Below are 24,690 nucleotides of genomic sequence, written 5' to 3'. Positions count from 1 at the left end.
CGGGCGATCCCGAGCCTTTCCTGGTCCTCGGTCTACGCGCGGAGCGCACCGCTCCGGATACCCATCGCGGCGAGGTGGTCCACCAGGTCGGCCGGGTCGTCGGTGGCCAGCCCGACGTAACCGTCCGGCCTGATCAGGAACAGCCCCGCGCCGTACGCGTCCACCCGCGCGGTCCGTAGGCCCGCAGGGACGGCCGGAGGCTCGCAGCCCGCCGCGACCAGCGTGAAGTGCGGCCCGCGCAGCATGTCGAAGAGCCTCTGCGACGTGCCGTCGGCCGCGATGCACTCGGCGTCGGGCGCACGGTCACCGGCCTGGAGGGCGTCCTCCGGTACGTTCCCGCGGACCTCGGTGCTGAGCGGGCCGCCGCGGTAGCCCACGTCCAACTGGTCGGTGGAGGTGCCGCGTTGTGCGCCCCGGCCGCCGCCGGCCGAGGTGGTCCGGCCCGCCCGGTGCAGGTGGGTGCTGATCTGGAGCACCTCCGCGGCGATCGGCATGCGCTCCTGTTCGTAGCTGTCCAGCAGCTGTGGCGGTGCACCGTGCCGGAGCACCTGGCCGAGCTTCCATCCCAGGTTGTAGGCGTCCTGCACGCTGGTGTTCAGCCCCTGCCCGCCCGCCGGGGAGTGGATGTGCGCGGCATCGCCGGCCAGGAAGACCCGCCCGGCCCGGAAGCGCTCGGCCAGCGCGGCGCGTGGGCGGAAGTCGGAGGCCCAGCGCACCTCCCGCACGGCGCTCGCCGGAAGATGGGTGCGGGCCGCGAGGGCCGTCCGGACGCCGTCGGGGGAGGTGTCCGGCTCGCCCTCCTCGAACTGCGCGAAGAGCTGGAAGTCGTCGGTGCCCGGCAGCGGGCAGAGCAGCAGCGCGCCGCCCGGGGCCTTCGGCCAGATGTGCCAGTTGTCGCGGTCCAGCCCGTCGAGCCGGACGTCGGCCACCAGTGCCGGGCGCGGGTCGACGCTCTCGCCGGCCATCGGGATCCCGACCGCCCGCCGTACCGCGCTGCGCCCGCCGTCGGCGGCGACCAGGTAGTCGGCGGTGACGGCGCGCGTGGTGCCGTCCGGGTGCTCCAGGACGGCCTCGACGCGTTCGGCGTTCTGGCTCAGGCCGGTCAGCGCCGTCCCGAACTCGATGCTGCCGCCCAGCTCCTGCAGCCGGGCGAGCAGGATCTGCTGGGTCCGCCACTGCGGGATCATCCAGACGTCCGGGCACGGCACGCCGGGCGTGACCGGCCGCCGCTCGATCAGGTCCCACTCGCCGCGCCGCTCGCCGTCCTCCCAGGTCATCATCAGCGGGTAGCGGGCACCCGAGGCCTGGATCGCGTCGATCACCCCGAGGTCGTCGAAGACCTCCTGGGTGCGGGGCTGCAGCCCCTTGCCGCGCGATCCGGGGAAGAGGCGGTCGGCCTTCTCGACCAGCAGGGTGCGTACGCCGCGCCGGGCGAGGTCGCAGGCGAGGGTGAGGCCGGTCGGGCCGGCGCCGACGATCAGGACGTCCGTGTGCATGGAGGCTCTCCTTAACGCTGTTAAGTGGCTGCCTTCCGAGAATCGCCTTAACGGTGTTAAATTGTCAAGGGGGTCGGACCGAACGCAGGAGAATCTCCGACGTGGCACAGAAACTGGACCGCACACAGGTGGTCGACACCGCCCTGCGGCTGCTCAACGAGACCGGCCTCGACGGGCTGACGCTGCGTCGCATCGCCGCCGAGCTCGACTGCAAGGCGCCCGCCCTGTACTGGCACTTCGCCAACAAGCAGGCCCTGCTCGACGAGCTGGCCACCGAGATGCTCCGCCGTATGCTGGCCGCCGACGAGCCGCCCGCCGCCGACGCGCCCTGGCAGGAGTGGGCCACCACCACCTGCCGGGTCCTGCGCCGCACCCTGCTCAGCTATCGCGACGGCGCCAAGGTCTTCAGCGGCACGCGCCTCACCGAGACCGTCCACGCCGAGCGTCTCGACGCCCAGCTGCGCTCCTTCGTCCGGGCCGGCTTCACACCGGCGGACGCCGTCCAGGCCTACTTCACCGCGTACGCCTTCACCATCGGCTTCGTGATCGAGGAGCAGGCCGTCCACCCGCTCCCGGGCGAGCACGCCGACGGGTACGACACGGCCGAGCGGGCCGAACGCATCGGCCCGGACCACCCGCTGGCGGCCGATGCGGGGGCCGGGCTCTTCTCCGACTACGAGCGGCGCTTCGAACGCGGCCTGGCCATCGTGGTGGCGGGCATCGAGGCGACGCGTGGCTGATGGCCGGCGTTCCCCGTCAGGGGTCAGCTCATCCGCTCGTGAGCTGGACCGTGACGAGGAACCGGCCGGGAGGGGCTACCGGTTCACTCGGGGAGGCGGTTCTGCCAGTTCAGCGGGGTGACCGCGATCGCCTCGTCCGTCGAGCCGTTCCACTCGGTACGCAGCCCGGCCTCGGCCAGCGCCGCCAGCACCTCCTGGGCGATCTCCTCGGTCTCCTCGCCGGAGCCCTGGAAGGCGCCGTAACGGAGCATCAGACCATGGCCGGCCGCCGCCCGCTCGGTGTCCTGCTCGTGAAAGAAGACGAAGCCGCGCGAGTCCTCGTCCGCCTCGGCGCCGATCTCGGCGAAACCGCAGCGGCTGCAGCAGGTGAAGTCCATCTCCGCGACGATGCCCTGCGCCTCCAGGGCGTCGAAGGCGTCGGCCAACCGGTCCACATCGGTGACCTTGGGCCAGCTCTCCTGCTCCGCGAGCCGTGCCTCCCACAGCGGAGTGACTATCTCGTCGGCGTGTCCGAAGTCCAGCCCCTCGTCGTCGAACGAGTCCACCAGCGCCTCGGCCAGCTCGTCCCGCTCCAGGAACCCACAGCGGATCAACTCCCGTGCCCGCTCCTCGGCATCGCGCAGCAGATCGGGGTCGAGGTCGAGCACGCTCTCAGTCATGGGCTGATCATCCCACCCACCGCCGACACGCCGTGCCACCGGTACGTACCCCGGAAGCCCTCGCCCTTCGCGCCGTTGACGTACAGGCGTGACTTGCATCGATAAATCCCTGAACCGCCGCCATCCCTGAAGCGGCGTTCACATAGGGTGCAACGCGGTTCGGTGCCGGCTCGTTCCGCACCTCGCCGGTGATCAACCTGATTGGATGAGCGACATGAATGGCACTCAGTACATAGACGCCCCATGGGGTGTCTCGGTGTTCGGCGCGGCAAGCGTGGATGCCGCACCGGACGTGGCCCGACTTCGTGTGGCGATCAAGCAGACGAGGCAGAAGCCGGGCGAGGCGTTCGAGGTCACCCGAGGCGCCGTCAACCAGATCCGGGAGGTCGTGCGCGGTCATGGGATCCCTGACACCGCCGTGTCGACTTCACGACTGAACCTGGAATCCTCGTGGAGCTATGGCGGTGAGCGCAAGTTCCTCGGCTATGAGTGCACCGCGTCGTTCGTGATCGAGCTGCGTGAGCTCGACATCCTGGAGACCGTACTGGTGGACGTCGTCGAGGCCGGCGCGAACCAGGTCGACGGCGTCGAGTTCGATGTGAGTACGAAGAAGGAATTGCGAGCCCAGGCACGTACGGCGGCCGTGGCCGCTGCACGCGAGAAGGCGGCGCTCTACGCAGAGGCCGCCGGTGTCCGGCTCGGCCCCGTCATCCACATCAAGGACGTGGACTCCGATCAGCTGCAGAACTCCTACCGCGGGCACGCCCGGGGCGGTGGGTCCGGCGGCGAGGGCGACCTGGCCCCGGGCAAGATCAGTGTCACGGCGGGCGTGGTCCTCGGGTTCTCGCTCATCAGCGGTTGACAACCCGCGACAGGCGCCCGGTGCCCGGCCGGGCACCGGGCCCCTGTCGCGCAGCGAGTACCGGAGCCGACTCCGTGGACACCTCCCTCGGCATCAGCCCTTCTTCGCCGCCGCGAGGATCTTCACGGTGGTGTGGAAGAAGCGGGACGTTCCCTGGCCGCCGTAGGACTTGGGGAAGGCGGTGGCCGGGTTGGATCCGAGCCGGCCGTTCTGGAGGTGCATCACCACGAAGGCGGCGCCCGGGGTCGCCCCGAGGATGTCCCAGTCGCCCTTGGGGGAGTGGACCGGGAACTGGTAGTCGTCCGGCAGCGGCTCGGAGAGGAAGACCAGGCAGAGGCGGACCTCGGGCGTCACCTCGACGTCCGCGAACGGGTCGGCCTCGACGATCTCCTCGACCTCCTCCACCGTGCGCAGCATGACGGGCACCGGGTAGCCGAGGGCCGCCTCCAGGTGCTTCTCGATCCGACGGGTCAGAGCGGCTCGGTCGGTCGGGTCGGCGGTGAAGAAGACGTTGCCGCTCTGGATGTACGAGCGGACGTTCCCCAGCCCCAGCTCGGCGAAGAGCGCTCGCAACTGCTCCATCTTCACGGTGCGCCCGCCGACGTTGATCGCACGCAGGAAGGCGATGTAGGTGGTCTCTGCCATCGGGCCAGTCTGGCGTACCGACCGCCGGGCCGCCCAGGATTGTCGGTGCCCGCTGCGACACTGGCGCCATGGCTACCTGGCAGGACTTCGAGCACGAGGCCCCCGACCTGGCCCCCGCAGTGCGGGCCCGTTTCGAGGCCAACCGGCACCATGTGCTGGCCACCCTGCGCAAGAGCGGCGCGCCCAGGGTGAGCGGCACGGAGGTGCAGTTCGTCGGCGCCGATCTGACCATCGGGTCGATGTACGGCGCGGTCAAGGCCCTCGATCTGCGGCGGGACGGGCGCTTCGCGCTGCACAGCAATCCGGGCGACGAGACCATGGCGGGCGGCGATGCCAAGATCTCCGGCACCGCCGCCGAGATCACCGACGAGGTCGAGCTCTCCGCGTACCTGTCGGACCTCCCGCAGCCGCCGCCCGGCCCGTTCCACGCCTTCCGGCTGGAGCTCGCCGAGGTGGTGCTGACCACCGTGGAGGGAGATCACCTGCTGATCCGCTCCTGGCGTCCGGGCGAACCCGAGAGGTCCGTCACCCGCAGCTGACGGCGGCGCAGCGGGCTGCTTCAGCCCGGCAGGACGGAGCGCAGCGCCTCCGGTGTCCGCGCCACGACCGCGTGCCCGTCGTCCGCCGTGATGATCGGGCGCTGGATCAGGATCGGGTGCTCGGCCAGCGCGGCGATCCAGCGTGCCCGGTCGGCGGGCTGCCGCGTCCACTTCTTGAGCCCGAGGTCCTTGGCGACCTGCTCGTCCACCCGGGCGATGTCCCAGGGCTCCAGCGAGAGGCGCTTCAGCACCTGCTCGATCTCGTCGGCGGTCGGCGGGTCCTCCAGGTAACGGCGAACGGTGTACTCGGCCCCGACGGCGTCGAGCTCGCTGAGGGCGCTGCGGCACTTCCCGCAGCGCGGGTTGATCCAGATCTCCATGCGGTCAGGGTACGCATGGCCTGCCCGGGCGGCGTACGCGAACTGCGGGCGTACGCAGAAGGGCCGAAGGTCTTCCCGTACGGGAACTCGGGGGTGGGCCCCGGAGGTTGACCGGTCAGTAACCGAGTCGAGGGGAGTGGTCATGGACGGCGCGGCGATTGTCGAGCAGCTGATGACGGAGGACGGGCGGAACGACCCCTACCCGCTCTACGAGCTCGCCCGCGGGCTCGGCCCCGTCTCACGCTGCGGGGAGGACATGATCATGGCCGTCGGCCACCGGGAGGTGAACCAGGCGCTCCGCAACGCCGCCTTCGTGGTCGCCGACTCCGACCTGCGCGAGCGCTGGGAGCCCGGGTTCGCCGACCACTCCTCGAAGTTGATGCTCAGTCGCTCGATCCTGGAGAGCAACGCCCCGCACCACGCCCGGATGCGCTCGCTGATCGCCTCCGTCTTCACGGCCCGCCGGGTCGCCGCGCTGGAGCCGGCCGTCGTCGCCGCCGTGCACCGCCTGCTCGACGAGATGGCCGAGCAGGGCGCGGACGGCTCGCCGGTCGACTTCATGGACTCCTTCGCCTTCCGGCTGCCCGTCGGCGTGATCTGCGAGCTGCTCGGCGTGCCCGAGGCCGACCGCTACCGCTTCCGCTCGCTCGCCTCCGACCTGACCGCCGCGCTGGAGATCATCGCCGACGACTCCGAGCTGGTCGCCGCGGACGAAGCCGCCGACGAGCTCAGCAGCTACTTCGCCGAGCTCGCCGCCCAGCGCCGTGCCCACCCCCAGGACGACCTGGTCAGCGCCCTCGTCCAGGTCGCCGCCACGGACGAGGCCCGCCTCTCCGAGCCGGAACTGCTGGCCAACCTCGTACTGCTGCTGGTGGCCGGCTTCGAGACCACCACCAACCTGCTCGGCAACGGCCTCGCCCTGCTCTTCGACCACCCCGAGGCGCTGGCCGGCCTGCGCGGCGGCACCCTCACCCCGGCCGGCTTCACCGAGGAGGTGCTGCGCTTCGACTCACCCGTCCAGCTCACCTCCCGCATCTCGCTCACCGACGGACTGCGCATCGGCGAGGTCGAGGCCCCCTACGGCACCGGCGCCTTCCTGCTGATCGGCGCGGCCAACCGCGACCCGGTCCGCTACGAGCACCCCGAACGCTTCGACCCCTCCCGCCGGGACAGCCAGCCGCTGAGCTTCGGCGGCGGCCCGCACTACTGCCTGGGCGCACAGCTCGCCCGGCTGGAGTCCAATGTCGCGATGCCCGCCCTGCTGGCCCGCTTCCCCGCGCTGGCCCCGGGCGGCGAGCCCGTCCGGCGGGACAGGCTCGTGCTGCGCGGGTACCAGACCCTGCCGGTGGTCGTGCAGCCGTGAACCCGTGACGGGGCTTGATCTGGCTCGGATTCAACTGTCGTCGGTTCTCGGTGGGGTCCAGCCGGCTGGTGACCGTAGGTGATCCCCTGCGACGTACCGACCCCGGTGCCCCCGCTCACCGGTAAAGGGCGAGGTGGTGGCGCAGCCCCTTGCAGCCGTGGCGCATCGCCAGGGCATGGTTGAGACGGAACGCGGGCTTGGCGGGGATGGCGAGTCGGCGGAGCAGGGGCGTACGGGTTTCGACGTGCTCGACGAATTGGGCTGTCACCGTGCCGTCGCCGTGACTGGTGACGGTCCAGCGGGTGATACCCGCAAGATCGCCCTCGAGGCGGGCTTCCAGGGCTCCATCGACTGGGTCATTTCGGGTTTCGTGGGCCACGACGGTCAGTTCGTAGGGCAGTAGCGAGCGGATCGTCATCACTGCGGTGTGGTCGTCGCTCAGCTGTACCTCACGGATCTGGGGCCACCACGTGGGGTACGAGCGCAGGTCCGCCAGTGCCTCGTACACGCGTTCTGCAGGCGCGGACAGATGCCAGGCACTGCGGAAACGGTAGTGGTGAAGGCCGGACGCCTCGGACAGGGAATCCTGGAAGGGCATGCGCCAAGCCTGGTGGCTACCTGGACTCCTTGGTGCCTCCAGCAGAGCGTTCACTCCCATTCCATTGCAACGAGTCTGGTGGCTGACGTTGCGTTACTTCATCAACCATTGCAACAATTTCCCGCCTCTCACCTGCGGTGATGGCAATTTCGCGCAACGAAGCCGTTGAAGGATTCTTGAACGCAACGTAGCGTTTCCTGCATCGCAAACGACGAGTCGCAGGAGAGCACGATGCAGAAGTTCGACACCCCCGCCCCGATCACCGCCGTCCTGGACATCCCCGCCGGACGCATCCGGTTCATCGCCGCCGACCGGACCGACACCACCGTCGAGGTCCTGCCCGCCGACGCCTCCAAGGGCCGCGACGTGAAAACCGCCGAGCAGACCACCGTCGAATACGCCGACGGCGTCCTGCGGATCGGGACCGCACCGGCCAAGAACCGGATCCTCGGCCACTGGGGATCCATCGAGGTGACCGTCCAGCTGCCCGCCGGCTCCCGCCTCGAGGGCAAGGCGGCCAGCGCCGAACTCCGGGCCGTCGGACGGCTCGGCGACGTCACCTTCGAGGGCGCGCAGGGCGTGGTCAAGCTCGACGAGACCGCGAGCGCCCGCCTCACCGTCCACGCCGGCGACGTCACGGTCGGCCGCCTGGGCGGCCCCGCCGAGATCACCACCCACAAGGGCGACATCAACATCGCCGAGGCCCAGCGCGGCACGGTCGTGCTGCGCACCGAGTCCGGCGACATCTCGGTCGGCGCCGCCCCCGCAGTCTCCGCCTCCCTGGACGCCGGCACCGGCTACGGCCGGATCCACAACACGCTCCTGAACACCGACGGCGCCGCCGCCGGCCTCAACATCCGCGCGACCACCTCCCACGGCGACATCACCGCCCGCAGCCTCTAAAAGGAGCACCCCTCATGACCAACCTGGCCATCGCGGCGAACGGGCTGCGCAAGTCCTACGGCGACAAGACCGTCCTCGACGGCGTCGACCTGACCGTCTCCACCGGCACCATCTTCGCCCTGCTCGGCCCGAACGGCGCCGGCAAGACCACCGCCGTCAAGATCCTCTCCACCCTCATCACCGCCGACTCCGGCTCCGGCGAGATCCGCGTCGGCGGCCACGACCTCGCCGCCGACCCCCAGGCGGTCCGCGCCACGATCGGCGTCACCGGGCAGTTCTCCGCCGTCGACGGCCTGATCACCGGCGAGGAGAACATGCTCCTCATGGCGGACCTGCACCACCTCTCGCGCGGCGAGGGCCGGCGCACCGCCGCCGAACTGCTGGAGCGCTTCGACCTCACCGAGGCCGCGAAGAAGCCCGCCTCCACCTACTCCGGCGGCATGAAACGCCGCCTGGACATCGCCATGACCCTGGTCGGCAACCCGCGGATCATCTTCCTCGACGAGCCCACCACCGGCCTCGACCCGCGCTCCCGCCACACCATGTGGCAGATCATCCGCGAACTCGTCACGGGCGGCGTCACCGTCTTCCTCACCACCCAGTACCTGGAGGAGGCCGACCAGCTCGCCGACCGCATCGCCGTACTCAACGACGGCAGGATCGCCGCCCAGGGCACCGCCGAGGAGCTCAAGCGGCTCATCCCCGGCGGCCACGTCCGGCTCCGCTTCACCGACCCGTCCGCGTACCACAGCGCCGCCTCCGTGCTGCGCGAGGTCACCCGCGACGACGAAGCCCTCGCGCTGCAGATCCCCTCGGGCGGCAGCCAACGCGAGCTGCGCTCCATCCTCGACCGCCTGGACTCCGCCGGCATCGAGGCCGACGAGCTGACCGTGCACACCCCCGACCTCGACGACGTGTTCTTCGCCCTGACCGGCACCGACCCGCAGCCCACCCAGGCCAACCTGCCCACCCAGCCCAGCCAGCCCAAGGAGACCGTCCGATGAGCTCCCTCTCCCTCGCCCTGCGCGACTCGTCCACGATGCTGCGCCGCAACCTCCTGCACGCCCGGCGCTACCCCTCCCTCACCCTGAACCTGCTGCTCACCCCGGTCATGCTCCTGCTGCTCTTCGTCTACATCTTCGGAGACGTGATGAGCGCGGGCATCGGCGGCGGTGGCGCCGACCGCTCCGACTACATCGCCTACCTCGTCCCGGGCATCCTGATGATGACCGTCGGCGGCACTGTGATCGGCACCGCCGTGTCGGTCGCCACCGACATGACCGAGGGCATCATCGCCCGCTTCCGCACAATGGCGATCCACCGCGGCTCCGTGCTCATCGGACACGTCGTCGGCAGCGTGCTGCAGTGCATCACCAGCGTGGTCCTCGTCGGCGCCGTCGCCGTGGCCATCGGCTTCCGCTCCACCGACGCCACGCCCCTGGAGTGGATCGCGGCGTTCGGGCTGCTCACACTGTTCGCCCTGGCGCTCACCTGGATCGCGGTCGGCATGGGCATGGCCAGCCCGAACGCCGAGGCCGCCGGCAACAGCGCGCAGCCGCTGATCCTGCTGCCGCTCATCTCCAGCGCCTTCATCCCGGCCGACACGATGCCGGGCTGGTTCCAGCCCATCGCCGAGTACCAGCCGTTCACGCCCGCCATCGAGACCCTGCGCGGCCTGCTGCTCGGCACCGAGATCGGCCACAACGGGTGGCTCGCCATCGCCTGGTGCCTGGCACTGACCGTCCTCGGCTACTTCTGGTCGAAGTCGGTGTTCAACCGCGACCCGAAGTAACCGCCATGACAGCGCGGGCCGCCTCCCGCAACTCGTCCCACCCCAGGGCGGCGTACACCGACACCGCGTCGGCGCACGCCGCCCTGTCGGCGTTCTCGGCTCCAGGCGCCCGGCCCGGGCGTGCGCGGCCACCGCAATTCTGAGGACTGCAGTGCCCAGGGATCCCTGCACGGATCGGGACCGTGCAGCGACCGGTCCTCGCGCAGCCGCGCGTACGCCGTGGCGACGTCGAAGCGCCGCTCGAGGGGCCGCAGTTCTTCGTGCTCAACCAGACACCCGACTTCCGCTTCGACGGGCCGTCCCTGGACAAGTACGGACCGACCGGACACCCCGGTGGCCCGACCTCTGGAATTCGCCCGAACGGGGGCCGGGCCGCCGGTCGTTGGTCCTGGCCGCTGAGCGGTCTCGAGGAAGTGGCCGGTGCGGTTCCCCGTGCTCCAAGGGGCGCGGGGCCGTGACATGGTGCGGCTTCGCCACGTGGGCGCGACAAGTCACGGCACACCCGCAGGCGGGCTGGTGGTCCATGACGAGGAGAGCGGTGTGCGCGGGTCGAGCGCGGGGGCAGCGCTCACGCGAGTGTTCTCCTTGCCGGTGGTGTCCAGTCGGCGCGGAAGCGCATCGGCGGACCAGCTGCGACCTGTGGGCCTCAGTGGCGAGTTGCGGTGTGTCATGTGTGGCTACGGGCCAGTTCCGGCTCGTGCTGTGGCGTGTGGTCGAGTCGGGGGTCCTGAGCCCGTGAGCCGGTCGTGGAAAACCGGGCCTTTGGTCCCGACCAGGCGGGACGAAGGTCGGCGTACCTCGGCCAGGCATCTCGGCGACCATGGAGAGGAGGTACGCGCTGTCTCGACCGACCGGCAGGCGAGGCGGCTTCCCGGCCGGAGGAGGTCCAGCTTGTCCGCGCCCGTCCAGACGCGGCCCACCGCCGACAATCGCAGCCACGGCCGAACCCAGAGCCACAGCCGAACCCAGAGCCACAACCACAGCGCGCCCACCGTCGCCGCCCGCTGGAACCTCGCCGTGGCCGAGGCCGTCAGGGCGCCGCGATGGGTGCTCGCGCTGCCCCTTCTGCTGATCGCGGTCGACCTCCTCCTGGAGTTCGCGCTGCCCGACACCGTGGCCGCGGGCTTCCTGCTCACGGTGCTTCCGGTGATCGTCGCCTTCGGCCTGCGACCGGCCGTCGTCGGACTCTCCACCGTGGGCGCGATCGCCCTGCAGGCCGCTCTGGCCGAGCGGGCCGGACACCTCACCGAGCAGCACCACATCTGGGTCTACGTCTCCACCGCGCTGGCCGGCGTGCTGGGCGCGGCCCTGTCCTGGCAGCGCACCCGGCAGGAGAGCGACCTGGTCAGGATCCGCACGGTCGCCGAGACACTGCAGCGCACCGTACTGCGACCCGTCCCCGCCCGGCCCGGCGGCCTGAGGGCGGCCGGGCTGTACCGCCCGGCCCAGGCCGACGTGGCGATCGGCGGTGACCTCTACGAGGTCTGCGAGACCCGCTTCGGCACCCGCATCCTGCTCGGCGACGTCCGGGGCAAGGGCCTGGACGCGGTCCGTACGGTCGCCGACGTCCTCGGCGCCTTCCGGGCCACCGCACACGAGACGGCGAGCCTGGCGGAGCTGGCCGAACTCCTCGACCGCCAGGTCGACCGCGAGGCCGCCGAACGCGGCGACGAGGAGCTCTTCGTCACCGCCGTCCTGCTCCAGCACGGCCCCGACTCCGACCGGTGCGATCTGGTCAACCGCGGCCATCTCGCCCCGATGCTGCTCACCCCCACCGCCGTACACGCCGTCAGCTGCCCCGAGTACCTGCCCCTCGGCCTCGGCCACCTCGCGGCCGACCGCCCGACCCTGGTCACCAGCGTCCTGCTGCCGCCCGGCCACACCCTCCTGCTGCACACCGACGGCGTCAGCGAGGCCCGCGACACCACGGGCGCCTTCTACCCCCTCGCCGACCGCCTCACCGCCCTGGGCAGCACCGACCCCGAAGCCGTCGTCACCTTCCTCGACGAGGACGTCCGCCGCCACTCCGGCCCGCTCACCGACGACCTCGCCGTGCTGGCCCTCACCCCCGAAACCCGCTAGCCGGGCGGGCGTCTCGTCCGTCAGGCTGTGCGGATGCTGCTGCCTGCCACTGCCGACGAGATCGTGCTGCTCGAAGCCGTCCGGATCACCGACTCGCGTGACCGCCACCTGTGGACGGACACCGTCCCGGGCGAGAGGGTCGGGCTCTGGGACGACGCCCAGGAGGTGCTCGCCCTCATCCGCGACATCCCGGCGAGCGAGCCGATGCGGTGCTTCAGTCCGGGCTACGCCATCCGGGCTCACGCCGCGGACGGAAAGCGGTTGTTCGACATCGCGTTCTGCTTCCGTTGCCACCGGGCGGTGTTCTACGGTCCGGACGCTCCTGCGGAGGCGAGCCAGACCATGGACCCCACCAGCGCCCCGGCCCTCGAACTCCTGCGGCGCTTCCGCGAGAGTGCGGCCTAACCCGCCCGCCACTCCATCAGATTGGCGAACAGCACCGCCTGCTCGCGGGCGTCGTCCAGCCCATGGTGGGTGTGCGGCAGGTCGGGCAGCAGCTCGGCGGGCATCGAGCGCTTGCCGATCCCCGCGAACGGGACTCCGGCGCGGGCGGCGTACAGCGTCTTGACGTCCAGGCAGCCGGAGTGCCCGAACGGACTCGTGCCGGTGAAGTTGACCAGGTACCAGTAGAGGAACAGCCAGTCGTACGGGGCGGGGTAGCCGACCATCACCGGCCGGTACCGCCGACCGGCCTCGTCGACGCGGATCTCCTCCAGCCAGTCGCAGAACTCCCGCATGGCGACGGCCGGTTCGGCGCCGTCACGCAACAGCGCGGCCCGGTCCAGCCCGGACACGGCCAGCGCCTCGGGGTCGTACCGCTCGCTGATCGGCCGCAACTCCTGGTAGAAGCCGAGTGGTTCGGCCCGCCGGAAGCCCGCCGAGTCGTGCCGGCCCGCAACGGCCGCACCGAAGCTGACCATGGAGTACGGCCCCGGAATCGGCCCGTCGGCCTCGATGTCGACCGAGACGTAGACGGTCGGTGTGATGCGGCTCCTGGAGGACATGCCGGAATTCTCCCGCCCGGCCCGCGCTCGCGGCGAGCGGGATATCCCAAGGGGCGCGGGGAACGTCGTCCAGCGGGGCGCCTTGAAGGCGCGGCGCTGCTTGTGGGGAAAGGTCCGCATTGGCTCCGGGAACCAGTCGTTGCCGCTGGCCGGAGTCTACAATCCTGCCGCGGAGCCATCGCAGGTCGCGCACCAGGAGACGCCGTGGCCGGAGAGCTTGTCCTCTTTCGGCAGGCCGAGCTTGCGGTACTGCGAGGCGGTGATGATGATCACGGCGCGGGCGCGGTGCCCGCCGCCTTCGGAGTCGGTGACGGCCTTCACGTCACCGGTCAGGTCGACAGCTACGATGTCGTCCGGCACTAGCTCGGCGCCGAAGCGTTCGGCCTGGGCGCGCATGTTGTCCATCAACTCAAGGCTCACGATGCCGTCTAGGAGCCCGGGAAGTTCTCGCCCTGGAGACTAGTTCTCCTGCTCAGCGGCGGCCTTGGCGCCGATCTTGGCGATCAGACGTTCGATGAGGGTCTTGATCTCGTCGCGGATCGGGCGCACGGCCTCAACACCCTGCCCAGCCGGGTCCTCCAGCTTCCAGCCACGAACGTCGTGTCGTGCTCAGGGTCGTCCGGGACCCGATCCTTGCCGGGCGTGGGGGCCCGCGCGAGGGCTACTCCAAACGGTTGTCATCTTGGTTGTTGTTTGAGTTTTTTAGCGCTAGGTTGCTGGCATGGGGAACCGCGAAATCTACACCAACCCACCGTTGGCGCTGACCGTCGTCGAACTACGCCACCCGGCGTCCGCGCCGCTCCAGGACGCCGACCAAGCCGCGCTAAAGACCCTCCTGAACAGCGACTTTCCGCTCTTCAAGCCCGTCCGCCAGTTGACCTTGACCGTGAACATGCCCTCGCAGGGCCAGGAGCAGAGCCAGACGATCATCCCGCGGTACATGAATCGCGACCGCACGGCCGCCATCACCTTCCGGCCCGACGCAATCGCGATCGAGACCACCGCCTACAAGCGGCGCAGCGCACTGCGAGAGATTCTGCAGCAGGCCGTCCAGGCTCGCCAGAAGGTCGCCGCCGTGGACGGCGTCGAACGCCTGGGTATCCGCTACATCAACGAGGTGCGCGCCCCGGTCGACAGCCCGGCCGACTGGGCCCAGTGGATCACCCCGGCGCTGGCCGGAATGACCAGCCTCGGCGACAGCCGCGGAGGCCTGCAGAGCTGGCAGGGCATGGCCACCTTTGGCACACCCCTGACCGGCATCGTAGTGCGGTACGGCAACTTCGAGGGCCACGCGGTCGACCCCTCTGGCGACCTACGCCGCGCCGTCACTCCGCCGCCCGGCCCGTTCTTCCTCGCGGACCTCGACACCTACTGGACGCCGGAGGACAACACTCCGCCTCTGGAATGGGACCTCATCGAACCTCGCTTCGACGAGGCGGCACTCTCCGCCTACGACCTGTTCCAAGACCTGATCACCGACCGGTACCGACAGGAGGTCCTGGACCGTGCCCAGTGACATTCGGCCCATCCCCTACTCGCCGACCGCACCCACGGCCCTTCTGATCGAGCAGCCCGAGCCGATCGCCACCACCGCCTCGCAGATGTCCGACCTCGCTGAAGCCGCCGGCTCGCTCCGCACCCGGGTCAAGTACATGCAGGAGGATATCGGCGAGCTCCACCAGCGGACCCTGTTCATCGCATGGGAGAAGCGCACCACGCGTCGTGGGAAGGAAGCCCCCGCGAACCTGCTGGAAGCACTCGGCGACCTCGGCTTCGCCTGGCGCGACATCGCCCGCATGCTCCACGTCAGCGTGCCAGCCGTCCAGAAGTGGCGGCGCGCCGGCGGCGTCACCGGCGAGAACCGCCGCAGGATCGCCGCCCTGCTCGCGCTGTGCGACGAAATCGCCGACCGCTACCACATCCAGGAGATCGCCTCCTGGTTCGAGATGCCCATCACCTCGACCGCCCCCATCACCCCGATCGACTTGTACAGCGTGGGCAAGACCGACCTCGTCTTCGACCACGCCAGCGGCCACGTCGACAGCGAACAGATCCTCACCGCTTACGATCCGCAGTGGCGCGAGCACTTCCGCTCGGACTTCGAGGTCTACCTCGAAGTCGACGGGCAAATGTCCATCCGCCCGAAGGGCGCGTGACGCGTGGCCCACGAGATGGAGAAGCCCAGCCGCCCGAGTGAGCTCTACCGTGCACTCGGCGAAGACATCCCCTCGGTACGTCCTATCATCACCGGCGACGTCTTCGCCGACGCCGAGATCACCGAGCCGGACGGAACCTGCACTAAGCGGATGGTCATAATCCTCGACCACCCATGCTCACTGCGCACGGACGGCGTCACCCTGGCACCCCGACTGACGGTGGCAGAGGTGATCAGTGGGGCTCCCAACGCCTGGCGCGGCAACTACAGCAAGATGTTCCTGCCGAAACTCCAGCCCGAGGCACAGGAGGAGGCGCAGAACTTCATTGCCCTCCTTGACCAGTGCTACCACGTCAGCCCCGCCCAGATCACCGCCGCCCACCGTATCGCCTGCCTGAGCACGGTCGGCATCAACCTCTTGCTCCAGCGACGTGTCCACCACTTCAGCCGCGTCGTCGTGCCCACCTTCGAGTTCCAGAAGGCCAACGCCGGCGTCTACGACGAGGTCGACCTCGTAGAGGACTGGTGCTTGGAGCGCGAGGACCACGGCATAAAGCCCGAGGAAGCCGCAGCGGAATGCATGGCCTGGCTCCGCGACGAGAGTGACGGCGTCCGCAAACAAGAACTCCTGAAGGACGAGCAAAGGCGTAGCACCGTCCGACAGCAGATGCGTGAGCACCTCAAGACGCTACGGACATCAGCCTGAACCACCTCCCGCACCGCTGCGGCGGACCACTAGCGCGGAGATCGCGAGCGGAGCGTCGAGGCGTCGGCCGACTCGCGTGGACGTCTGGCTGTGCGAGGATGATGCCGGGCGCGAGGATCGGCGCTCCCGGGGTCGAATGTGCGAGGCCCGTTGGACCTTTTGGGTCCAACGGGCCTCTCGGCTGTTCGATGACCGGTGGTGTGGGCCAGAAGTTGGAAACGAGGTTGAGCCGGATCCTCGAACTCCACCACCGCGCCCACCTGGCGCACCGGCAAATCCGTCGCCGCCAGTAGCCGCTTCACCGCCCGCCAACGCCGCCCGCCCGGACATGCCACCAACCGCTGCTGCACAATGAGTGCAAATGAACCTAATTCCGCGTAGCCCCTGCCGAGTCGTAAGTTACGGGCGAGGTGAGCCGATCCAATTGGACCCTCTCCTCCCGATCCCGGCTCCTTAGTGTGACGGAATGATGTCTGGTGTTCGGAGATGGCTGCGGCTCGGGTTGCTCGCTGGAGTGGAAGTTGGGAGTTCGATCAGCGTGCACTCCCATTTCACATCGCGATCGGGAGGGGCGCTGAATGCTGCAGCAGATTCGACGTTCCCTCAGGTCAGCGGTTTGCTGACCTGAGGGAACGAGAAGAGATCGAACCGTTTCTCCGCAGGTCAGAGGCGCCTTTACAGGTCGAAGTTCTGATCGAACATACCTCTGGCCTGCGGAAACATGGGTCTCACGGAAGATCATTTCACAACCAGTGCACACGCGGGGCCCTTGACGATGAGACGCAGCGAGAAGCGCTGAACGGTGCTGAGTAGGCCGCCTGCGCCGTCCAGGTCGGTTGCTACACAGCGCCACCGACCTGGGCAGCGCGAGGACAGCGCTGGGCCCCGGATCGGAGGCTAGGCGGCCAGGCGGTAGCGCCGACCGAGTGCCTTACGGGCCTTCTCGAAGACCGGGCCACGCGGTGGACTTACCTGCGGAGGGTGAAGGCCGGGTCTTCGTGGCCGAGGAGATCGGCGAGCGTGTAGATGTCGACTCCCTCGTTCAGCGCCTCAGACGCAAACAGGTGCCTGAGTGAATGCATCATCTTGTCCCGGCATCTTTCCCGCAGTCGGCCACGGCCAGGGTGATGTCCCGCCTCGTGGTGTATCCGATCAATCGGCGGGCGCGTTGGTGGTGTTGGGTAGCGCGGGGGCGCTTTTGCGTGTCAGCGCCGTAGATCTTCTGCGCTGACCGGGGCCGTACTGGCGAGGTTGGTTCGGTCACGGCGGTCAGAACTCGTTCACCCACTCCGGTGACGGCGGTGGCAGCAGGGCGGGCGAGTCGTCGATGGCATGCCGAGAGACGTTGAATTCGTCGACCGGACAGTCCAGACGGACGCCGAAATGCGTCAGATGCTCGCTGCACGGTCAAGTGAGGCAGACAACGACTTCGCCGCATCTCGACCGCAGAGTGGCAGCCGCGGCGACCGCACCTGACGGGCTCGCCGCACAGCAACGGGCCTTTCGCGAGCGCATCCGGATGCAGGTCGCCGAGCTGTTCGCCCTGAGAACAACATGCAGCGGCCGCGAACCCCTTGACGGCATCTGGTCACTGCTTGATGCGGCATCACGCCGGCAAGTTCGTTCGACGAGGGTTAGTCGAACAGGTTCTCCAGGGTGCCGTCCCTGTCCGAAAGGTTCTGCTCCGCCCAGATGATTTTGCCGGTCGTTGTGTAACGGGTGCCCCAGCGGCGGGTGAACTGAGCGACGAGGAACAGACCACGGCCGCCTTCGTCGGTGGTGCGGGCGTGCCGCAGGCGGGGTGAGGTGCTGCTGCCGTCCGAGACCTCGCAGATCACGACGTCCTGCCGGATCAGGCGGAGGCGGATGGGCTCCGCCCCGTAGCGGATGGCGTTGGTGACCAGCTCGCTCACGATGAGTTCAGTGGTGAATGCCAGGTCGTCGAGTCCCCACGCCGCGAGTTGTGTGGTGGCCAGCTTGCGCGCGTTCGCGACCGCTGACGGTTCGGGGGGCAGGTCCCAGGAGGCCACCTGGTCCTGGCCGAGAGCGTGGGTGCGGGCGAGGAGCAGAACGACGTCGTCGGACACGGGCCCGTTGAGCAAGGTCTCGATCGCGGCACCGCAGACCGCGTCCAGCGTCGGACCGGGACGGGTGAGGGCGGTGCGCAGCCGGGAGACTTCCTCGTCGATGTCCCGGTCGCCGCATTCGACGAGACCGTCGGTGTACAGGGCGATCACCGTGCCTTCGGGCAGTTCCAGCTCGGCGGATTCGAACGGCAGCGTCCCGAGTCCTAGGGGAGGTCCCGGCGGCAACTCAGGCAGGGTGGCGGTGCCGTCCGGCCGGACGAGGACCGGCGGGAGGTGACCTGCGCGGGCCAGCGTGCACCGGCGGCTCACCGGGTCGTAGACGGCGTACAGGCACCTGGCTCCCATGGCAGCGGCGGCCTCCTCCTCCTCGTCCCGGCTGTCCTGTTCCACGAGGCTGATGACGAGGTCGTCCAGATGGGCCAGGAGTTCGTCGGGCGGCAGGTCGAGGTCGGCGAGTGTGCGCACGGCCGTACGCAGCCGTCCCATGGTGGCGGCCGCGTGGATGCCATGACCGACTACGTCTCCGACGACCAGGGCGACCCGGGCGCCGGACAACGGGATGATGTCGAACCAGTCACCACCCGCACCGAGTGAGGCGCCCGCCGGAACGTAGCGTGCCGCCACGTCCACTGCGGTTCCTCCGGTCAGCCCGTGGGGCAGCAGGCTGCGCTGCAACGCGAGGGAGGCCGTGCGCTGCGCCAGTTCCATGGACAGGACGGTGGCGCCGTGCTCCAGCGCGATCTGCGCCCGGTCCCCGGCCGTCCCGGCGGGATCCATCAGTACCAGTACGCCGAGTACGTCGGCGCCCGGGCTGGCGACGGCTATGAGTCTGTCGCCCTCTCTGACCGGTCGGCCCTCCTGTAGGGCCCGGCGGAGAATCCGGTCGCGCCGACTGCGGGGATCCCTCCGGTAGGGCTCTGGGCGGTCCGGTCCCGCCCAGGCCCGCAGATTTCCGTGACGGTCCTCGACCGCGACCGGGTGGCCGGTGAGCTCGTGTACGGCGCGGGCGATCCCTTCCTGGCCCTCACCGGCCACGGCGACCTGGGTCAGCCGTTCATGAATGCCGATAGTCCGTTCCAGCGCTTCGACCGCGTCGGCCAGTGCGGCGTTCACGCCCCGCAACTCCTCGGCCGCAGCCCGCTCCCTGGCATGCAGCCGGACGTTCGCCAGGGCCACCCCGATGTGCTGGACGAGAACACGAAGCAGGAACTGAACGGCCTCCGACGGCGCCTCCTGTGCGTCCACAACGCAGTAGCCCATGTGCTCCCGAAGACAACGCAGCGGCAGTCCCCAGCCCCACGCCCGGCCCGGAACGTCGACCGCCCCGCCGACAGGCCCGAGTCCGCGCAGCTGCTCCTCGACGCGGAGCCGTGCCTGTTTCGAGGGAAGGCGTGTGAAGCGATCCTGCCACCTCCCGTCCAGGTACACGCCCACCATCCGGCAGGAGCTGATCGAGGGAACCGATGTCGTCGCGAGGTCGAGGATCTTCTTCTCGCTGTCACTCTCGGTCATCACCATCGAGAGCATGAGCAGCCCGCGCAGGTTCGACAGCTGATCGCGCAGCTGCACGTCCCGGGCCGCTGCATCAGCGGGGCCGCCCACGGTCACTGCCTGAGGGTGTGCAACTCGTCGGGCTGGAGGTAGTAGGGGTTGTCCAACACCGTGCCCCCGATGAGCATCTTGGGATGGGTCTTAAGTACGTCCACGAGGACATCGCCGCCGAACTGGTCAAGTTCGTACAGGCATAGACCCACCATCGGGCTGCGCTGCACCACCTGGTTCAAGGCGGCCTCGTATCCCACCAACGCCTCGACGCCGGGCATCTGGCGCAGGGCCCACTCCATCTCTCCGACCATGCGGGTGAAGCCGAAGCCTGCCTGCTGGGCCTTGTCGATGTTGCGCTCCCAGAAGTCCAGCACGGTCTGCGCGGAGAACGGGGCGCCGCGCAGGATGCTCTCCGCCGACGTGTACATCTCCAGTTGGTGCCGGTCCAGTGCCGAGGGGACGTCGACCTGGCTCCGCAACGTGTCGAGAAGTCCTTCGGCGTCGGCGCTGTCCATCGTGCCGACGCACATGTGGCCGGCGTCGAGCCCCTGCCGCAGGTACGGGAGCACGACCGCGTCGCGATCCGCCCGGGTCGGGTAGAACACGCATATGTGGTCGCCTGGGAAGATCCGAAGGCCGGAGAGGCCGAGGGCTATGGATTCGGAAGCCATCTGCATCGTCCCTTCACTGGTCAGCATAATCGCCGGGTCCTGCTACCGCTCGTGCCGGAGAGCGGCACCGGCGGAGGGGCTCGGATACCGGCGATCCTGCCAAGGTGCGGGTGACGGACGCGGACGCAGAGCAGGGTGGCCTTCCTCGACACCCTCCTCGTCTCCGCCGACCCGGACGCCGCTGAACCCCACGAGGTCGAGATCTCGAACCGCAGCGGCCGTGCCGGCGTCCGCACCTCGAACGCCACCGAGCTCGTGGCGCGCGGCCGCTGATGGGCTGGGCCCCCGAGAGGGATTGCGCGACCTCGCAAAGGCCCGGCGGGTCGGCATCCACGCCGCGCTCGGTGGCGCCCAAGGCTGTCGCGTGCGGCTCAGTCTCTATGCTGCGATTGGTGGCATCCGGCCGCAGTCTGTACGACCACCCACCCCTCCGGCTGAGAGCTGGACAGGCTGGCTCTGTGCATGGTGACTATTGGTGACGGTAAGAAAACGACATGACAGCCCGCGCGAGATCGCGGACGTCGCCTTTGCCCCGCCGGTCGGCATACCGACCGGCGTCGAGGTAATGTCCCTGGCGGAACTGCGTGAGCGGGCCGCCGTCCGCATGGCCAGGGTGGGGCTGCGGACACCGCAGCGGCCGACGTTCCACCACCTGATCACTATCTCCAGCGGCTCCTTGTGGCACATGGTGGATTTCACCAGCTACGCCCTCAAACCGGGCTCCTGGCTGTGGGTCCGGCCCGGTCAGGTGCAGCAGTGGGGTGATCTGCACGAGGCCGAGGGCACTCTGGTTCTCTTCGAGCGCGATGTCCTTGATCCGGGCACCGTGGCAGCCGCGCGTGTGGACGATCCGCACGCACCCGTGCTCCTGGTTCCCGACCCGGAGGACGGCCACGCCTTGGAGATGGCCGTGCATCATCTGGCACTCGAGTTCCAGGCGCTGCGCGGCATTGCGCTGGAAGCTCATGTGGCGGTGCTGCGCCACCTGCTGGCGGTTCTGGTGCTGCGCCTTTCGCAGGGCACGGCGGCGGTCGGCAGCCCGGCCCCGGAGCCGGGGGAGACCTTCGTCCACTTTCGTGACGCGGTCGAACGCGACTTCGCCCGGACGCGCCGCCTGGAGGACTACGCCCGGGCGCTGGGCTACTCGCCCCGTACCCTCTCCCGGGCCACACTCGCCGGCGCAGGGGTGGGAGCCAAGGAATTCATCGACCGACGGGTGGTCCTGGAAGCCAAACGCCTCCTCGCGCACGGCGACCAGTCGGCCTCCCGTATCGCGGCACAGCTCGGCTTCACCAGCGCCACCAACTTCAGCAAGTACTTCCATCAGCGCACAGGTCAGTCTCCGATCGCCTTCCGCGCAACCGTGCGGGGTCACTCCTCGGAGAGTGGGGAGAGCGGCGGGGGCGATGGGATCGGTACCGGATGACCAGGGCGGGGAGGGCCGCTCCTGCGAGCGGTGCCACCAGGTAGATCCACAGATGTGACCAGTAGACGGGCTGGTGGGCCCAGACGGCGGGGCCGAACTGGCGGGCGGGGTTGGCGGACCCGCCGGTGAGGGTGCCGAGGATGACGATGACCACGGCCGTGGCGAAGGGCAGGGCGGCCGGGATCCAGCGTGTCCACGCGGGGCGGGACATCGCCAGCAGGGCGACAGTGAGGATCGCCGCGGTGGCGGCGGCTTCGGCGGTGAACAAGGCGGCGGCCGACAGGGAGGGAGCGGGCCGGACCGCAGTGTAGGCCATACGATCGCCGACAACCGGGCCCCAGACGAGGCGGGCCAGGCCGGTGCCGGCCAGGGAACCTGTGAGCTGGGCGGTCATGTACGGCAGGACGCGGCGGCCGGGGAAGGCGCCGGCCACCCACAGGGCGAGGGTGGCGGCCGGGTTGAGGTGGCCGCCGGACCGACGGCCCCACGGTGAGGACAGCGCCCATGCGAGCGCCGCCCCGACGATCACGGCCACGGCCGCGAGCTGGAGGTGCGGGCCGGGCAGGGCCAGGCCGGGCGGGGAGGCCATCACCCATCGGACGGCGGTGACCAGGACGAACAGCACGCCGCCGGTGAGGGCGAACTCAACGGTGGCCGCGGCCCGGGCGGTCGTGCCGCCCGAGGGCGCGGGGCGTCCGGCGGCCCCGGCTCTGCCGGTGCCGCCGGACGTCGTCCCGGTGGCCCGCCGCGCGGGCACACGGGCGGAGGTGAGCATCGCTCAGCCCCACGTCATCTCGCCGGTGGCGACCTTGGCGCCCAGGTCCAGGGCCACCAGCAGGCCCAGGTCCGGGTGGCGCTCCAAGAGCGCGGCCTTCAGCGCCTCGGAGTCGTTGCCGCTCGCGGCCAGCTCCTTCTCGAACTCGGCGAGGTAGTTGCGCGTGTACGCGATCACGGAGGCGTCGGTGGCGGAGTCGGCGGAGCGGTGGCCGGCCACAACGAAGCGCGGGGCGAGCCGCTCCATCTCGTCAAGCGTCTCCGCCCAGGCGGACCGCTCGCGCGGCTTGGCAGTGTCAGCGGTCCACACGTGGAGGCCGGCGAAGAGCAATACCCCGCCCACCACCGCGCGGTCCTCGGGCTGCCACAGGTACTCCGTGCGCCAGACCAGGTCCGGGTGGCCGCCGCGGAGCTCGAAGTCGTGGCCCTCGATGCTGACGCGGTCCCCGTCCAGCACCTCCGGAACGATCACCTCCGTGGGCAGATTCCGGCCCAGGTGCGCCCAGGTCTTGAGCTTGCCTTCCCAGCTGGCCTTGATCCTCTCCACGGTGGTGACTGTGGCGACGATCCGGACGTCCGGGAACGCCTGGCGGATCACTTCCAGGCCGAAGTAGTAGTCGGGGTCGGAGGTGGTGACCACCACGGTGGTCAGCTGCTTGCCGCTGTCGATGATGTCCGCCAGCACCCGGTGCTGCTCGGCCAGTGTGAACTGGCCGTCGACGAGTAGGGCTTCGCGCTCGCCGGTGATCAGGACGGACGACTTGTGCAGGCCGGTGTCGTCGGCGGTGTGGACGGTGTACGTCAGGGTGGTCGACATGGGGGTACTGCCTTTCCGGGTGTTGTGGTCGAAGTGTTGTAAGGGTGGGTTCAGGCGCCTGTGGCGACGGCCAGGTGCTGGTCCAGGGCACAGGTGAGCGCGTCGGCCGAGGAGACGGGACCGCCCAGACGGTCGGTGCCGTGGGCGGTGTGCAGCAGCAGCGTCGGGTAGCCGTCAACGCCCAGACGGCGCACCTTCAGGAAGTCGGCCGCGGCCTCTGCACGGGTGGCGGGCGAGGCGTATGCGGCCGTCACCGCGTCGGCGTTCAGGCCCAGTTCGGCGGCTATGTCCCGGTAGACCTCGGCGTCGGAGAGGCTACGGCCGTCGACGTACCAGGCGCGCTGCATGGCGGCGGCGGCATCCAGGGCGTTCGCGCCCGGCTGGCTGCGCAGGGCGACCAGGCCCGTGGCGGCGTCGGCGGAGTCCATGACCACCGTGCCGTCCACCAGCGCGGCACCGTAGCCGTCGCCGAACGTGACACCCGTCAGCTGGGCGATGCGCTCGTTGGCCCCGGGGATGTGCGGGTAGGCGGACACCGGCAACGCGCGCGTGCCGGTGAACAGGCCGCCGGACAGCACCCTCAGCTCGATCCGGTCCGCGTTGGCGGCGGCGAACTCGTGGAGGGCCGGGCCGAAGCTGTAGCACCACCCGCAGTAGGCGTCGAAGGCGTAGGTCAGTGGAATGCGCCCCGCGGAGGTCATCATGTGTCGTCCTTTCCGAATTCCGTCAGCCAGCTCCCTGTCTCTGCCGGGCTGACACCCTCAAAGCTAGGGTCGGAACACGCGCACCCTCGGATACGAGGACGACAAGCCATGGTAGAAAACTGACACTCTCGTGATTCTCCTCAGCGGCGGACCGGTCTCGACGACGTCGTCGCAAATGAATGAGTGGCTGATCGGGCCGGGTGGCGTCGATCCGACGAAGATCGTCGTCGCGGGTGACTCCGCGGGTGGCGGCCTGAGCGCCGCGCTGCTTCTCAGGCTCAGGGACGCCGGTCGGCCGGAGCGTTCCTGATCTCGCCGCACCTGTCGGGGAGACGTTGACGTCACGAGTGGCTGTCGACCCGTTCTTCGGGAACAGCGACGTGCTCGCCGCGATCACGCGTCACTATCTGCCCGAGGGAAACGTTCACGATCCTTACGCGAGTCCCAACCGCGGGGATCTGAGCGGCCTGCCGCCGGTCCTGGTTCACGTCGGTGATTTCGAAGTCCTGTTGTCGTATTCGACCGAATTCGGTGAGTCTGCGGTAGCCGCCGGGGCGGTCGTGTGGCCGGAGGCGTTCCATGTCTTCCATTTCTACGTCGGGATCATCCGGAGGCCGATGAGGCGTTGGCACAGGCCGGGGCGTGGATCTCCCGACGAACGGGTGAGCCGGCCAGGTGAAAGAACTGGAGCGCCAAGCACTGACAGACCTGTTCCCTACGCCCTGGGGCGCGGGTCGTCCAG

At 69.6% G+C, this 24,690-nt stretch carries 27 protein-coding genes and 3 pseudogenes; 16 read left to right on the top strand and 14 right to left on the bottom strand.

Going from position 1 to position 24,690, the window contains the following annotated elements:
- Window positions 1–32: 32 nt before the first annotated feature.
- Entirely contained in the window at window positions 33–1,604 is a 1,572-nt protein-coding gene (locus FB465_RS08505; RefSeq protein ID WP_281292331.1) for an FAD-dependent oxidoreductase, read from the bottom strand.
- Here FB465_RS08505 and FB465_RS08500 point away from each other — a divergent pair.
- Window positions 1,598–2,236: a TetR/AcrR family transcriptional regulator C-terminal domain-containing protein gene (locus FB465_RS08500; protein ID WP_145789114.1), complete on the top strand. Its 639-nt coding sequence runs from the start codon at window positions 1,598–1,600 to the stop codon at window positions 2,234–2,236. The genes FB465_RS08505 and FB465_RS08500 overlap by 7 nt on opposite strands.
- 83 nt (window positions 2,237–2,319) lie before the next feature.
- Here FB465_RS08500 and FB465_RS08495 read toward each other — a convergent pair whose 3' ends face one another.
- The gene (locus FB465_RS08495) at window positions 2,320–2,895 is read right to left on the bottom strand and encodes a DUF6891 domain-containing protein (protein ID WP_145789112.1); all 576 of its coding nucleotides are present in this window, start codon (window positions 2,893–2,895) and stop codon (window positions 2,320–2,322) included.
- Window positions 2,896–3,109: 214 nt separating this feature from the next.
- On the opposite strand from FB465_RS08495, the gene FB465_RS08490 reads away from it, so the two are divergent.
- Window positions 3,110–3,757: an SIMPL domain-containing protein gene (locus FB465_RS08490; RefSeq protein WP_170290792.1), complete on the top strand. Its 648-nt coding sequence runs from the start codon at window positions 3,110–3,112 to the stop codon at window positions 3,755–3,757.
- 93 nt (window positions 3,758–3,850) lie between these two features.
- Here the strand turns inward: FB465_RS08490 and FB465_RS08485 are convergent, their stop codons facing one another.
- Entirely contained in the window at window positions 3,851–4,402 is a 552-nt protein-coding gene (locus tag FB465_RS08485) for a DUF1697 domain-containing protein (RefSeq protein WP_145789108.1), read from the bottom strand.
- A 68-nt stretch (window positions 4,403–4,470) separates the two neighbouring features.
- Here FB465_RS08485 and FB465_RS08480 point away from each other — a divergent pair, with 68 nt between their 5' ends.
- Window positions 4,471–4,941, top strand: a complete 471-nt coding sequence (locus FB465_RS08480) for a pyridoxamine 5'-phosphate oxidase family protein (protein ID WP_145789106.1) — start codon at window positions 4,471–4,473, stop codon at window positions 4,939–4,941.
- A gap of 20 nt (window positions 4,942–4,961) precedes the next feature.
- Here the strand turns inward: FB465_RS08480 and FB465_RS08475 are convergent, their stop codons facing one another.
- A complete protein-coding gene (locus tag FB465_RS08475) occupies window positions 4,962–5,321 on the bottom strand; it encodes an arsenate reductase family protein (RefSeq protein ID WP_145789104.1) in 360 nt (119 codons plus the stop codon).
- A 142-nt stretch (window positions 5,322–5,463) separates the two neighbouring features.
- On the opposite strand from FB465_RS08475, the gene FB465_RS08470 reads away from it, so the two are divergent.
- On the top strand, window positions 5,464–6,684 hold the full coding sequence (locus tag FB465_RS08470) for a cytochrome P450 (RefSeq protein WP_145789102.1): 1,221 nt from the start codon (window positions 5,464–5,466) through the stop codon (window positions 6,682–6,684).
- Window positions 6,685–6,799: 115 nt separating this feature from the next.
- Here the strand turns inward: FB465_RS08470 and FB465_RS08465 are convergent, their stop codons facing one another.
- Window positions 6,800–7,282: an SRPBCC family protein gene (locus FB465_RS08465; RefSeq protein WP_145789100.1), complete on the bottom strand. Its 483-nt coding sequence runs from the start codon at window positions 7,280–7,282 to the stop codon at window positions 6,800–6,802.
- Between the two features lie 231 nt (window positions 7,283–7,513).
- Here FB465_RS08465 and FB465_RS08460 point away from each other — a divergent pair, with 231 nt between their 5' ends.
- From FB465_RS08460 to FB465_RS08435, 5 genes are all read left to right on the top strand, one after another.
- Window positions 7,514–8,185, top strand: a complete 672-nt coding sequence (locus FB465_RS08460; RefSeq protein ID WP_145789099.1) for a DUF4097 family beta strand repeat-containing protein — start codon at window positions 7,514–7,516, stop codon at window positions 8,183–8,185.
- Window positions 8,186–8,199: 14 nt separating this feature from the next.
- Window positions 8,200–9,189 (top strand): ATP-binding cassette domain-containing protein, encoded by a 990-nt coding sequence (locus tag FB465_RS08455; RefSeq protein ID WP_145789097.1) that lies wholly within the window; start codon window positions 8,200–8,202, stop codon window positions 9,187–9,189.
- Entirely contained in the window at window positions 9,186–9,977 is a 792-nt protein-coding gene (locus FB465_RS08450) for an ABC transporter permease (protein WP_145789095.1), read from the top strand. Before FB465_RS08455 ends, FB465_RS08450 begins: the two co-directional genes overlap by 4 nt.
- 891 nt (window positions 9,978–10,868) lie before the next feature.
- Window positions 10,869–12,059, top strand: coding sequence for a PP2C family protein-serine/threonine phosphatase (locus FB465_RS08440; RefSeq protein WP_170290527.1), 1,191 nt, complete (start codon window positions 10,869–10,871; stop codon window positions 12,057–12,059).
- Window positions 12,060–12,092: 33 nt separating this feature from the next.
- Window positions 12,093–12,464, top strand: a complete 372-nt coding sequence (locus FB465_RS08435; RefSeq protein WP_145789089.1) for a hypothetical protein — start codon at window positions 12,093–12,095, stop codon at window positions 12,462–12,464.
- Here FB465_RS08435 and FB465_RS08430 read toward each other — a convergent pair.
- The 3 genes and pseudogenes from FB465_RS08430 to FB465_RS08420 all read right to left on the bottom strand — a co-directional run.
- Window positions 12,461–13,063 (bottom strand): 3'-5' exonuclease family protein, encoded by a 603-nt coding sequence (locus FB465_RS08430; protein WP_145789087.1) that lies wholly within the window; start codon window positions 13,061–13,063, stop codon window positions 12,461–12,463. The genes FB465_RS08435 and FB465_RS08430 overlap by 4 nt on opposite strands.
- Window positions 13,064–13,237: 174 nt before the next feature.
- Window positions 13,238–13,504 (bottom strand): annotated as a pseudogene (locus tag FB465_RS08425) (NAD(P)/FAD-dependent oxidoreductase); the annotation flags it as partial.
- 18 nt (window positions 13,505–13,522) lie between these two features.
- Window positions 13,523–13,651 (bottom strand): annotated as a pseudogene (locus tag FB465_RS08420) (phosphotyrosine protein phosphatase); the annotation flags it as partial.
- 133 nt (window positions 13,652–13,784) lie between these two features.
- On the opposite strand from FB465_RS08420, the gene FB465_RS08415 reads away from it, so the two are divergent.
- Genes FB465_RS08415 through FB465_RS08405 form a run of 3 tightly spaced genes read left to right on the top strand, consistent with a single transcriptional unit; the run spans window position 13,785 to window position 15,924 of the window.
- Complete coding sequence (locus FB465_RS08415) at window positions 13,785–14,579, top strand: TIGR04255 family protein (RefSeq protein WP_145789085.1); 795 nt, start codon at window positions 13,785–13,787, stop codon at window positions 14,577–14,579.
- On the top strand, window positions 14,569–15,219 hold the full coding sequence (locus FB465_RS08410; protein ID WP_246192578.1) for a hypothetical protein: 651 nt from the start codon (window positions 14,569–14,571) through the stop codon (window positions 15,217–15,219). Before FB465_RS08415 ends, FB465_RS08410 begins: the two co-directional genes overlap by 11 nt.
- A 3-nt stretch (window positions 15,220–15,222) precedes the next feature.
- On the top strand, window positions 15,223–15,924 hold the full coding sequence (locus tag FB465_RS08405) for a hypothetical protein (RefSeq protein WP_145789083.1): 702 nt from the start codon (window positions 15,223–15,225) through the stop codon (window positions 15,922–15,924).
- Between the two features lie 968 nt (window positions 15,925–16,892).
- Here FB465_RS08405 and FB465_RS08400 read toward each other — a convergent pair.
- The 3 genes from FB465_RS08400 to FB465_RS08390 form a co-directional block, all read right to left on the bottom strand.
- Window positions 16,893–17,006, bottom strand: a complete 114-nt coding sequence (locus FB465_RS08400) for a tyrosine-type recombinase/integrase (RefSeq protein WP_246193172.1) — start codon at window positions 17,004–17,006, stop codon at window positions 16,893–16,895.
- A 552-nt stretch (window positions 17,007–17,558) separates the two neighbouring features.
- Window positions 17,559–19,619, bottom strand: a complete 2,061-nt coding sequence (locus tag FB465_RS08395) for an ATP-binding SpoIIE family protein phosphatase (protein WP_246192577.1) — start codon at window positions 19,617–19,619, stop codon at window positions 17,559–17,561.
- Entirely contained in the window at window positions 19,616–20,227 is a 612-nt protein-coding gene (locus FB465_RS08390; protein ID WP_035854458.1) for an MEDS domain-containing protein, read from the bottom strand. Before FB465_RS08390 ends, FB465_RS08395 begins: the two co-directional genes overlap by 4 nt.
- 135 nt (window positions 20,228–20,362) lie before the next feature.
- Here FB465_RS08390 and FB465_RS35650 point away from each other — a divergent pair, with 135 nt between their 5' ends.
- Complete coding sequence (locus FB465_RS35650; RefSeq protein WP_170290526.1) at window positions 20,363–20,500, top strand: hypothetical protein; 138 nt, start codon at window positions 20,363–20,365, stop codon at window positions 20,498–20,500.
- Between the two features lie 202 nt (window positions 20,501–20,702).
- Window positions 20,703–21,653, top strand: coding sequence for a helix-turn-helix domain-containing protein (locus FB465_RS08385; RefSeq protein ID WP_145789079.1), 951 nt, complete (start codon window positions 20,703–20,705; stop codon window positions 21,651–21,653).
- On the opposite strand, the gene FB465_RS08380 is transcribed toward FB465_RS08385, so the two are convergent.
- The 3 genes from FB465_RS08380 to FB465_RS08370 are packed head-to-tail and all read right to left on the bottom strand — an operon-like array spanning window position 21,535 to window position 23,948.
- Window positions 21,535–22,428, bottom strand: coding sequence for an aquaporin (locus tag FB465_RS08380; protein ID WP_145789077.1), 894 nt, complete (start codon window positions 22,426–22,428; stop codon window positions 21,535–21,537). The genes FB465_RS08385 and FB465_RS08380 overlap by 119 nt on opposite strands.
- A 3-nt stretch (window positions 22,429–22,431) precedes the next feature.
- Window positions 22,432–23,244 carry an MBL fold metallo-hydrolase gene (locus tag FB465_RS08375; protein WP_145789075.1) on the bottom strand — a complete coding sequence of 271 codons (813 nt, stop codon included), beginning with the start codon at window positions 23,242–23,244 and terminating at the stop codon, window positions 22,432–22,434.
- A gap of 50 nt (window positions 23,245–23,294) precedes the next feature.
- Window positions 23,295–23,948 carry a DsbA family protein gene (locus tag FB465_RS08370; RefSeq protein ID WP_170290525.1) on the bottom strand — a complete coding sequence of 218 codons (654 nt, stop codon included), beginning with the start codon at window positions 23,946–23,948 and terminating at the stop codon, window positions 23,295–23,297.
- A gap of 130 nt (window positions 23,949–24,078) precedes the next feature.
- Between FB465_RS08370 and FB465_RS37460 the strand changes: the two genes are divergently transcribed.
- A complete protein-coding gene (locus FB465_RS37460; RefSeq protein WP_281292330.1) occupies window positions 24,079–24,258 on the top strand; it encodes an alpha/beta hydrolase fold domain-containing protein in 180 nt (59 codons plus the stop codon).
- A 37-nt stretch (window positions 24,259–24,295) separates the two neighbouring features.
- Window positions 24,296–24,526, top strand: a pseudogene (locus tag FB465_RS37885) (alpha/beta hydrolase fold domain-containing protein); the annotation flags it as partial.
- Window positions 24,527–24,690: the final 164 nt, after the last annotated feature.

The organism is Kitasatospora atroaurantiaca, from assembly GCF_007828955.1.
In the GTDB taxonomy this organism is placed as follows: Bacteria; Actinomycetota; Actinomycetes; order Streptomycetales; family Streptomycetaceae; genus Kitasatospora; species Kitasatospora atroaurantiaca.
Note: the sequence above shows the minus strand (reverse complement) of the source record. Positions and strands in the feature narration are given on the sequence as shown.